Source organism: Streptomyces sp. NPDC059906, from assembly GCF_042730645.1.
In the GTDB taxonomy this organism is placed as follows: Bacteria; Actinomycetota; Actinomycetes; order Streptomycetales; family Streptomycetaceae; genus Streptomyces; species Streptomyces rubrogriseus.
The window spans coordinates 327,345-337,939 of record NZ_JBHWKU010000002.1; the positions used below are offsets into that span (position 1 = coordinate 327,345).

General features: G+C 72.4%; 9 protein-coding genes and 1 pseudogene. 5 read left to right on the top strand and 5 right to left on the bottom strand.

What is annotated here, in order from left to right; genetic code table 11:
- Positions 1 to 67: 67 nt before the first annotated feature.
- From ACFV9J_RS04470 to ACFV9J_RS04485, 4 genes are read right to left on the bottom strand one after another with little or no spacing between them, the layout of a single operon-like run.
- Positions 68 to 1,228: an acyl-CoA dehydrogenase family protein gene (locus tag ACFV9J_RS04470; protein ID WP_385349682.1), complete on the bottom strand. Its 1,161-nt coding sequence runs from the start codon at positions 1,226 to 1,228 to the stop codon at positions 68 to 70.
- A 5-nt stretch (positions 1,229 to 1,233) separates the two neighbouring features.
- On the bottom strand, positions 1,234 to 2,187 hold the full coding sequence (locus ACFV9J_RS04475; protein WP_385349685.1) for a hydroxymethylglutaryl-CoA lyase: 954 nt from the start codon (positions 2,185 to 2,187) through the stop codon (positions 1,234 to 1,236).
- Entirely contained in the window at positions 2,184 to 4,136 is a 1,953-nt protein-coding gene (locus ACFV9J_RS04480; RefSeq protein WP_385350103.1) for an acetyl-CoA carboxylase biotin carboxylase subunit, read from the bottom strand. The genes ACFV9J_RS04475 and ACFV9J_RS04480 overlap by 4 nt, the downstream gene beginning before the upstream one ends.
- A gap of 38 nt (positions 4,137 to 4,174) precedes the next feature.
- Positions 4,175 to 5,791, bottom strand: coding sequence for a carboxyl transferase domain-containing protein (locus ACFV9J_RS04485; protein ID WP_385349688.1), 1,617 nt, complete (start codon positions 5,789 to 5,791; stop codon positions 4,175 to 4,177).
- A gap of 105 nt (positions 5,792 to 5,896) precedes the next feature.
- On the opposite strand from ACFV9J_RS04485, the gene ACFV9J_RS04490 reads away from it, so the two are divergent.
- The 5 genes and pseudogenes from ACFV9J_RS04490 to ACFV9J_RS04510 form a co-directional block, all read left to right on the top strand.
- Positions 5,897 to 6,493: a TetR/AcrR family transcriptional regulator gene (locus ACFV9J_RS04490; RefSeq protein ID WP_385349691.1), complete on the top strand. Its 597-nt coding sequence runs from the start codon at positions 5,897 to 5,899 to the stop codon at positions 6,491 to 6,493.
- A gap of 268 nt (positions 6,494 to 6,761) precedes the next feature.
- Entirely contained in the window at positions 6,762 to 7,919 is a 1,158-nt protein-coding gene (locus ACFV9J_RS04495; RefSeq protein ID WP_054100282.1) for an acyl-CoA dehydrogenase family protein, read from the top strand.
- A gap of 10 nt (positions 7,920 to 7,929) precedes the next feature.
- Entirely contained in the window at positions 7,930 to 8,802 is an 873-nt protein-coding gene (locus tag ACFV9J_RS04500; RefSeq protein ID WP_385349694.1) for an acyl-CoA thioesterase, read from the top strand.
- Between the two features lie 5 nt (positions 8,803 to 8,807).
- Positions 8,808 to 8,930 (top strand): hypothetical protein, encoded by a 123-nt coding sequence (locus ACFV9J_RS04505; RefSeq protein ID WP_385349696.1) that lies wholly within the window; start codon positions 8,808 to 8,810, stop codon positions 8,928 to 8,930.
- A 356-nt stretch (positions 8,931 to 9,286) separates the two neighbouring features.
- Positions 9,287 to 9,748, top strand: a pseudogene (locus tag ACFV9J_RS04510) (cation diffusion facilitator family transporter); the annotation flags it as partial.
- 39 nt (positions 9,749 to 9,787) lie between these two features.
- On the opposite strand, the gene ACFV9J_RS04515 reads toward ACFV9J_RS04510, so the two are convergent.
- Positions 9,788 to 10,576, bottom strand: a complete 789-nt coding sequence (locus ACFV9J_RS04515; RefSeq protein WP_385349698.1) for a phosphatase — start codon at positions 10,574 to 10,576, stop codon at positions 9,788 to 9,790.
- Positions 10,577 to 10,595 lie beyond the last annotated feature (19 nt).

Here is a 10,595-nt window from a genome sequence, read left to right on the forward strand (position 1 = left end):
TAGCCTAACCTCAGATCTTGTCCAGGGGTGGGGTCGGAGCGGCACCCACCCCCGGCGCCTGGGAGCCTCAGCCCACCAGCCCCAACTCCCGTGCGATCAGCATCCGCTGGACCTCGCTGGTGCCCTCGCCGATCTCCAGGATCTTCGCGTCCCGCCACATGCGGGCCACCGGGTACTCGTTCATGAAACCGTAGCCGCCGTGGACCTGGGTGGCGTCCCGGGCGTTGTCCACCGCGACCGTCGACGAGTACAGCTTCGCCAGCGCCGCCTCCTTCTTGAACGGCTCGCCCGCCACCAGCCGCGAGGCCGCGTCCCGCCAGGCGAGCCGGGCCGTGTGGGCCTTCATCTCCATGTCGGCGATCTTGAACTGGATGGCCTGGTTGGCGCCGATGGGCCTGCCGAAGGCGTGACGTTCCTTCGCGTAGGCGACCGACTCGTCCACGCAGCCCTGCGCGAGCCCCGTGCCCAGCGCGGCGATCGCCACCCGGCCCTCGTCCAGGATGCGCAGGAACTGCGCGTAGCCGCGCCCCAGCTCGCCCAGCAGGTTCGCCGCCGGGACCCGGACGTCGGCGAAGGACAGCTCACGGGTGTCCGAGGCGTTCCAGCCGACCTTCGAGTACGGGGCGGCCACCGTGAAGCCGGGGGTGCCCGACGGGACGATGATCGACGAGATCAGCGGGCGGCCGTCCGGCTTGCGGCCGGTCACCGCCGTGACCGTCACCAGGCCCGTGATGTCCGTGCCGGAGTTGGTGATGAAGCACTTGGTGCCGTTGATGACCCATTCGTTCGTCGCCTCGTCCAGGCGGGCCGTCGTACGGGTCGCGCCCGCGTCGCTGCCGCCGTCCGGCTCGGTGAGGCCGAACGCGCCCAGGATCTCGCCCGAGCACAGCCGGGGCAGCCACTCGCGCTTCTGCTCCTCGGTGCCGAAGAGATGGATCGGCATCGCGCCCAGCGAGACGCCCGCCTCCAGCGTGATCGCCACCGACGAGTCGACCCGGGCCAGCTCCTCCAGGGCCACGCCCAGGGCGAAGTAGTCGCCGCCCATGCCGCCGTACTCCTCCGGGAACGGCAGCCCGAACAGGCCCATGCGGCCCATCTCGCGGACGATCTCGTACGGGAACTCGTGCCGCTCGTAGAAGTCGCCGATCTTCGGCGCCACCACGTCGTGCGCGAACTGTTCGACCGTACGGCGCAGTTCTTCCAGTTCGGGGGAGAGTTTGTGGTCCATGGTGTTCACGACTCCTGGTGGGAGAGGGCTCGAACGGTGCGGGACGGGCTGGGCCGCCCCAGGTGCGCGGCCATCCAGACGCTTGTGGCGACGAGACGGCCGAGATCGACCCCGGTGTCGATGCCGAGACCCCGCAGCATCCACACCAGGTCTTCGGTGGCGAGGTTGCCGGTGGCGGACTTCGCGAAGGGGCAGCCGCCGAGCCCGCCGGCGGAGGCGTCGACCGTGCTGACGCCCCGCTGGAGCGCGGCCAGCGTGTTGGCCAGGGCCTGGCCGTAGGTGTCGTGGAAGTGCACGCCCAGCGCGGAGACCGGCACGCCCGCCTCGGTCAGCGCGGTGAGCAGGGCCGTCACATGGCCCGGGGTCGCCACCCCGATGGTGTCGCCGAGGCTCAGCTCGTCGCAGCCCATGTCCAGCAGGGCCCGGCAGACCCGCACGACCCGGGGGACGGCGACCGGGCCCTCCCACGGGTCGCCGAAGCACATCGAGAGGTAGCCCCGTACGCGGACTTCGTCGCCCTGCGCCTTCGCCCGGGCCACCACCGGCTCGAACATGGCCAGCGCCTCGTCCACCGTGCGGTTGAGGTTGGCCTTGGCGAAGGACTCCGTGGCGCTGGCGAAGACCGCGACGCCGCGTGCGCCGAGCGCGAGGGCCCGGTCCAGGCCCCTTTCGTTGGGCACCAGCACCGGCAGCTCGACGGGCAGGTCCGACACCGCCGGGTACAGCTCCTCCGCGTCCGCCAGCTGGGGGACCCACTTGGGGTGGACGAAGCTCGTCGCCTCGATCGTGGTCAGGCCCGTGCCGGCCAGCCGGCGGATGAACTCCGCCTTGACGGCCGTCGGCACGGTCGCCTTCTCGTTCTGCAGCCCGTCGCGCGCGCCGACCTCGTGGATACGGACGCGGGCGGGCAGGCCCTCGGCCGGTACGGTCATGGGCAGGCCCAGTTCCGGGGTGTTCACGCCGTCTCCTCCTTCGCGTCCGCGTCGTCGGCGGGTGTGATGACCGCGAGTACCTGGTCCATGGCGACGGTCGTGCCCGGCGCCACGTCCAGCTCGGCGACGGTGCCCGCGTGCGGGGCGGAGATGACGTGTTCCATCTTCATCGCCTCCACCACCAGCAGGCTCTGCCCGGCACCCACCTCGTCGCCGACGGCGACCTTCACCACCGTCACCGTGCCCGGCATCGGCGCGGTCAGCGAGTCGGCGCCCGCGTGGGCGGCCCGGTCGAGGGAGGCGGCGACCGGGTCGTGGTCGCGCACCTGCCAGGCGTCGCCGTCGCGGCCCAGCCAGTCGGCGGCGCGGTGGAAGGTGTGCCGGACGCCGTCGAGGGTGACGGAGACGCGGTCGTCGGTGACGGTGTGGGTACCGCGCGGGGTGTGAGTGACGGGTTCAAGTCCCGGCGCGCGCAGCGGGAAAGCGACCGGCTTCGGCTCGCCCCCGGTGCGCCAGCCGCTGGGCACCGAGAACGGGTCCGTCCAGCCCCCGCCGCGCGGGCGCAGCGCCTCCAGCCCTACGGCCGCCGCCGCCTCGTACACCGTCTCCGGTACGCCGGTGGCGACCAGGCCGTCGACCTCGCGCTCCACCAGCCCCGTGTCCAGCTCGCCCGCCACCACCGCCGGGTGCGCGAGCAGCCGCCGCAGGAACCCGGCGTTGGTCTGCACGCCCAGGGTGACCGTCCCGGCCAGCGCCGCCCGGAGCCTGCGCAGCGCGGTCTCCCGGTCGGGGCCGTACGCGATCACCTTGGACAGCATCGGGTCGTACAGGCTGCCGACCTCGGTGCCCTCGCTGAGCCCGGAGTCGGTGCGCACGCCGTCGCCCTCGGGCTCGCGCAGCCGCAGCACCGTGCCGCCGGAGGGCAGGAAGCCGCGTGCGGGGTCTTCCGCGCACAGCCGGGCCTCGATCGCGTGCCCGGTCAGCCGTACGTCCTCCTGCCCGAACCCGAGCGGCTCGCCCGCCGCCACCCGCAGCTGCCACTCCACCAGGTCCAGGCCGGTCACCAGCTCGGTCACCGGGTGCTCGACCTGGAGACGGGTGTTCATCTCCATGAAGTAGTACTGGGAGGGGTCGCTCCCGGGCACGATGAACTCCACCGTGCCCGCGCCCCGGTAGCCGCAGGAGCGGGCCGCCTGCACGGCCGCCTCGCCCATCGCCGCCCGGGTCGCCTCGTCCAGCAGGACGCTGGGCGCCTCCTCGATCACCTTCTGGTGGCGCCGCTGGAGCGAGCACTCGCGCTCGCCCAGGTGCACCACGTTCCCGTGGCCGTCGGCCAGCACCTGGATCTCGATGTGCCGGGGGCGGTCGATCCACCGCTCCACCAGCAGCGTGTCGTCGCCGAAGGAGGCGCGGGCCTCGCGGCGCGCGGCGGCGATCTCGTCGGCCAGCACCGCCGCGTCCCGCACCAGCCGCATGCCCTTGCCGCCACCGCCCGCCGACGGCTTGAGCAGCACCGGGGTGCCGATCTCGCGCGCCGCCTCGGCCAACTGCCCGTCGGTGAGCCCGCTGCCGCTGGAGCCGGGGACGACCGGCACCCCGGCCGCCTGCACCGTCTCCTTGGCCCGGATCTTGTCGCCCATCAGGGCGATCGCGTCGGCGGACGGTCCGATGAAGACCAGCCCCGCCTCCTCGCAGGCCCGCGCGAAACCCGCGTTCTCGGCGAGGAAGCCGTACCCCGGGTGGACGGCCTGCGCCCCCGTCCGGGCCGCCGCCGCCAGCAGCCGCTCGACGGACAGATAGCTCTCCGTCGCGGGCGCCGGGCCGATGCGTACCGCGTCGTCGGCCTCCCGCACGTGCCGTGCGTCCGCGTCGGCGTCGGAGAAGACCGCCACCGAGCGCACGCCCATCGAGCGCAGCGTCCGGATGACGCGGACGGCGATCTCGCCGCGGTTGGCGACGAGCACGGTGTCGAACATGCGCGGCGTGTCCTTCGTGTTGTCCATGGGTCCCCTCCTCACATCCGGAAGACGCCGAACTGGGGCTCGCCCAGCGGCGCGTTGGCACACGCGGTCAGGGCCAGGCCCAGCACCTGCCGGGTGTCGGCGGGCTCGATGACGCCGTCGTCCCACAGGCGGGCGGTCGCGTAGTAGGCGTTGCCCTGGCGCTCGTACTGGGCGCGGACCGGTGCCTTGAAGGACTCCTCCTCCTCGGCCGGCCACTGTTCGCCGCGCCCCTCCAACTGGTCCCGCTTGACCGTGGCCAGCACGGACGCGGCCTGCTCGCCGCCCATCACGGAGATCTTGGCGTTGGGCCACATCCACAGGAAGCGCGGCGAATACGCCCGCCCGCACATCGAGTAGTTCCCCGCGCCGTACGACCCGCCGACCACGACCGTCAGCTTCGGCACGCGCGTGCACGCCACCGCCGTCACCATCTTGGCGCCGTGCTTGGCGATGCCACCGGCCTCGTAGTCCCGGCCCACCATGAACCCGGAGATGTTCTGCAGGAACACCAGCGGGATGCCGCGCTGGTCGCACAGCTCGATGAAGTGGGCGCCCTTCTGGGCCGACTCGGAGAACAGGATGCCGTTGTTGGCGACGATGCCGACCGGGTGGCCGTGGATCCGGGCGAAGCCGGTGACCAGGGTCTGCCCGTACTCGGACTTGAACTCGGCGAAGCGGGAGCCGTCGACCACGCGCGCGATGACCTCGCGGACGTCGTAGGGGGTGCGGGAGTCGACCGGCACCGCGCCGTACAGCTGCCGCGGGTCGATCTTCGGCTCGACGGCCGCCTGAACGCCCCAGGGCAGGGTGCCGCGCTCCGGCAGGGTGGAGACGATCTGCCGCACGATGCGCAGGGCGTGCGGGTCGTCCTCGGCGAGGTGGTCGGTCACGCCGGACACGCGGGAGTGGACCTCGCCGCCGCCCAGCTCCTCCGCCGTGACCACCTCGCCGGTGGCCGCCTTCACCAGCGGCGGGCCGCCCAGGAAGATCGTGCCCTGATTGCGGACGATCACCGCCTCGTCGCTCATCGCCGGGACGTACGCGCCGCCCGCCGTGCAGGAGCCGAGGACGGCGGCGATCTGCGGGATGCCCGCGCCGGACATCCGGGCCTGGTTGTAGAAGATCCGCCCGAAGTGCTCGCGGTCCGGGAAGACCTCGTCCTGCATCGGCAGGAAGGCGCCTCCCGAGTCGACGAGGTACAGGCACGGCAGCCGGTTCTCCAGCGCCACCTCCTGCGCCCGCAGGTGCTTCTTCACGGTCATCGGGTAGTACGTGCCGCCCTTGACGGTGGCGTCGTTCGCGACGATCACGCACTCCCGGCCGCTGACCCGGCCGATCCCGGCGATCACGCCGGCCGCCGGGGCCGCCCCGTCGTAGAGCCCGTCCGCGGCGAGCGGGGCCAGCTCCAGGAACGGCGAGCCCGGATCGAGCAGCGTGTCCACGCGGTCGCGCGGCAGCAGCTTGCCGCGCGCGGTGTGCCGGGCCCGCGCCCGCTCGCCGCCGCCCAGCCGGGCCGCCGCGAGCTTGGCGCGCAGTTCCTGAACGAGGGCGGCGTGCGCCTCCTCGTTGGCCCGAAAGGCCTCCGAGGCGGGATCCGCCGCCGTCGTCAGCTCCGGTGCCTCGTGCATCCTGCGGTCCCCTCACCCGATGGTCGATCGGTCGATCGGTTAATGAGCGTTAACGCATTTCCTTCAGGTTAACGACCGCTAACCCCCCTGTCTAGAATCGACTTCATGGCCACCAGAACCGACGCCCCCACCCGCCGCGAGCAGATCCTGAAGGAGGCCGCCCGGCTCTTCGCCGAGCGCGGCTTCCACGGGGTGGGCGTCGACGAGATAGGCGCCGCGGTCGGCATCAGCGGCCCCGGTCTCTACCGGCACTTCCCCGGCAAGGACGCGATGCTCGCCGAGCTGCTGGTCGGGATCAGCGACTCGCTGCTGACCGGGGCCAAGCGGCGGCTGGCGGAGGACGGGGCGGCCGGCTCCGAGGCGGTCCTCGACTCGCTCATCGAGGGGCACATCGACTTCGCGCTCGACGACCGCCCGCTCATCACCCTGCACGACCGCGAGCTGGACCGCCTCCGGGACGCCGACCGCAAGATGGTGCGGCAGTTGCAGCGGCAGTACGTCGAGCTGTGGGTCGGGGTGCTCCGGGAGGTCTACCCGGCCCTCGCCGAACCCGCCGCCCGCTCCGCGGTCCACTCGGTCTTCGGCCTCCTGAACTCCACCCCCCACCTGGGCCGCCCCGGCTCCCTGCCCGGCCGCGCGGTGACGGCGTCCCTGCTGCACCGGATGGCGCGGGGGGCGTTCGGGGCGGTGGGGGAGGGCTAGCGGGGTGCGGCCCGTCCGCTCCGCGGGCAGGCGTCGGACGCCGCTCCCTCGCCTCTCGGCCGACCGAGTCGGGTGGTGGGTGGGCATAGGCCCCGGGGTCCGGGGCGGAGCCCCGGGCGGCAGCGGCGGCCGGCCGCGCCCCGCGAGGTGCCCCCGTGTCACGGAGTGACGAGGGTTACCCGCGTCCCGGTCTGGACGCCTCTGGCTACTCGCCGGTACCGTTGAGTCTGAGCAAGCGCTTAGATATTCGTACCCTGGAGGTGGCGCGGTGCGCCGTACGGTGTTCAACGAGGACCACGAGGCGTTCCGGGAGACCCTCCGCGCCTTCATCGAGGCCGAGGTCGTCCCCGTCTACGACGACTGGTTCGCCGCGGGCCAGGCGCCGCGCGAGTTCTACTACAAGCTCGGCGAGCTGGGCATCTTCGGCATCAACGTGCCCGAGGAGTTCGGCGGCGCCGGCATGGACAGCCACAAGTTCGAGGCCGTCCTCTACGAGGAGACCGCCCGCGCGGGCGTCCAGTTCGGCGGCTCCGGCGTCCACGTGCTGCTCGCCCTGCCCTACATCAACATGCTCGCCACCGACGAGCAGAAGAAGCGCTACCTGCCGAAGTTCGTCACCGGCGAGGAGATGTGGGCCATCGCGATGACGGAGCCCGGCACCGGCTCCGACCTCGCGGGCATGAAGTCCACCGCCAAGCTCTCCGAGGACGGCACCCACTACGTCCTCAACGGCGCCAAGACCTTCATCACCGGCGGCGTGCACGCCGACAAGGTCATCGTCTGCGCCCGCACCGACGCCCCCACGGCCGAGGACCGCCGCCACGGCATCTCCCTGTTCGCCGTGGACACCAAGTCCGAGGGCTACTCGGTCGGCCGCAAGCTGGACAAGCTGGGCCTGCGCACCTCCGACACCGCCGAGCTGGCCTTCGTCGACGTCAAGGTCCCCGTCGAGGACCTGCTCGGCGAGGAGAACAAGGGCTTCTCCTACCTCGGCCACAACCTGGCCTCCGAGCGCTGGGGCATCGCCTTCGGCGCCTACGCCCAGGCCAAGGCCGCAGTCCGGTTCGCCAAGCAGTACGTGCAGGACCGCACCGTCTTCGGCAAGCCCGTCGCCCACTTCCAGAACACCAAGTTCGAGCTGGCCGCCTGCCAGGCCGAGGTGGACGCCGCCGAGGCCGTCGTCGACCGCGCGACCGAGGCCCTGGACGCCGGCGAGCTGACCCCCGCCGAGGCCGCGAGCGCCAAGCTGTTCTGCACCGAGGTCGCCCACCGCGTCATCGACCGCTGCCTCCAGCTGCACGGCGGCTACGGCTACATGAACGAGTACCCGATCGCCCGCCTGTACGCGGACAACCGCGTCAACCGCATCTACGGCGGCACCAGCGAGATCATGAAGTCGATCATCGCGAAGAACATGGGCCTGTGACCCCCGGGGCATGAGCGAAGCACTCCAGTCCCTCCTCGACCTGCTCGACCTGGAGCGGATCGAGGAGGACATCTACCGCGGCCACTCCCGGTCCGCCGTCGTCCCCCGGGTCTTCGGCGGGCAGGTGGCGGCCCAGGCCATGGTCGCCGCCGGCCGCACGGTCCCCGCGGACCGGCACGCGCACTCCCTGCACGCGTACTTCCTGCGCCCCGGCGACCCCGGCGCCCCCATCGTCTACAACGTCGACCGGCTGCGCGACGGCCGCTCCTTCACCACCCGCCGCGTCGTCGCCGTCCAGCACGGCAAGCCGATCTTCACCCTGTCGGCGTCCTTCCAGACGTACGAGGAGGGCCTGGACCACCAGGCCCCGATGCCGCCCGCACCGGACCCGGCGACCCTCCCCACCGGCGAGGAGCGGCTGCGCGGCTACCCGCACCTGCCCGCCGAGACGGTGGAGCGCTTCCTGGAAGCCCGCGCCGCCGTCGACCTGCGCTACGTCGACGACCCGCCCTTCGGCGACTTCGGCACCCCGCGCGAGCCGCACTCCCAGGTGTGGTTCCGCACCAACGGCAAACTCGCGGACGACCCCCTGCTGCACGTCGTCCTCGCCACCTACGTCTCCGACATGACCCTCCTCGACTCGGTCCTGCTCGCGCACGGCCGGGGCGGCTGGGCCGTCGGCGACGTCGTCGGCGCCTCGCTGGACCACGCCATGTGGTTCCACCGGCCCTTCCGCGCCGACGAATGGCTGCTGTACGACCAGCAGTCGCCGTCCGCGTCCGGCGGCCGGGGCCTGGGCCAGGCCCGCATCCACACCCAGGACGGGCGGCTCGCCGTCTCCGTCGTCCAGGAAGGCGTGGTCCGCGTCCCTCGGGAACACTGAGGGGCATGGCGGACACGGCAGCGGGAGCGGGCACGAGGAACGGCGGCGGCGACAGCACCTTCACGGTGCTCGTCGCCGCCTTCGCCCTGGCCGGGCGTCGCCGGTTGTTGTTGCCTCCGGCAGGCTGAGCCGTCCACTACGACGGCATCCACACCGTTCCTGAACGGTGTGCGGGACCAAGCCCACACACTGGCACGCCCCGAACGGTCTTGGGCGCACTGGTCCCCGGCGTTCTCAACCCCGAGGCGGCTACGCGCATCCCGTGCACGGTCCGAACTCAGGAGGCCAGCTCCCTTGCAGACCCGGCCAGTCAGCCACGGCCAGAGGTGGCGGGGAGGCCTGGAACCATCACTCTGGTGGAACAAGGGCCCCACGCACTGGCACCGAGGCCGACTGTCCAGATCGCATCATCACGCTAACCCGTTTGCCCCTCGCCACCGCAAGGCGGCGGGAGGACGATCACACGATCGAGTTAAGCGCCCATATCTTGGAGGACTCTCGCGCTGGCCGCGGCCTGCTGCTCGCCGCGGGCGGGCTGCTCGGCGGGCAGCTCACCGGCTCCGGCGTCTGGGACGCCGTCGCCTCGCTGTGCATCGGCGCGCTGCTCCTGTACGTCGCCTGGGTGCTGGGCCGCTCCAACGTCGAGTTCCTCGTCGGCCGCCCCCTGTCGCGCTCCGTGCGGGACCGGATCCGGGCGGAGCTGGTGGCTGTCGAGCACATCGAGGCCGTACTGGAGCTGACCACCCTCGTGCAGGGGCCGAGCGAGGCGCTGGTCGCCGCCAAGGTCGACTTCCGGGACGTGTCGACGGCGGCGCAGATCGAGTGGGCCTGCGAGCGGGCCGAGCAGCGGCTGCGCGAGGAGTTCCCGATCGTGCGCCGGGTCTACCTGGACCCGACGCCGGGTTTCGCGCAGCGCCGCTCGGAGGGACTCAACCCCTGGCCCTAGCGGGGCGGGCGGGGCGGCGGGATGCGGGGTGCGGGGTGGCTACTTCAGCCCCGCCTCCGTCAGCAGGTACGCCGTCATCGGGTCGTAGTAGCGCGGGCTGACCACGTGGTCGTCCAGCGGCACCGCCACCTGGAGGGTGCCCTCGGACTCGGCGAGGAAGAGGGCCGGGTCGTTGCAGTCCGCGTAGCCGACGGAGTCCACGCCGTGCTGGGCGGCGTAACCGGCCCAGCCGTGGTCGGCGACCACCAGGTCCGGCAGCGGGCGGCCCTCGCGCTCCAGACCGGTCAGGATCGCCTTCATCGGCTCGCCCGAGTGGGTGTGCCACAGCGAGGCCCCGTGCTCCAGCACCGAGACGTCCGCGAACTGCTGGACGTACCCCTCCTCCGTGGTCAGCCCCTCCGGGATCACCACGATCTCGCAGCCCGCGTCCCGCAGCGCGGCGGCCGTGGCGCGGTGCACGTCGAGCAGCCCGCCGGGGTGACCGGTGGCGAACAGCACCCGCTGCCCGCCGTCGGCCGCCTTGCGCAGCCGCCCCGCCATCCGCTCCAGCGCGGCGACGGTCAGCTCCGGGTCGATGGTGTCCTGGCCGTACCGGTGCTCGGGGTCGTCGTTGACGCCCACCCGCTCCGCCATCACCGCGAGCACGTCCTGCTCGTCGCTCCAGCGGTCGCCCAGCTCCAGACCGAGCCAGAAGCCCCGGTCGCCGTTCGCCAGCTTCCGGTAGTGGGAGAGGTTGTTCTCGCGGGGCGTGGCGACGTCGCCCGCGATACGCGTCCTGACGAGGTGCTCGGCGAGTTCGGCGCGGCTGGGTGTCCCGGGTATCGGCATGGCTCCATTGTGAGGCAGC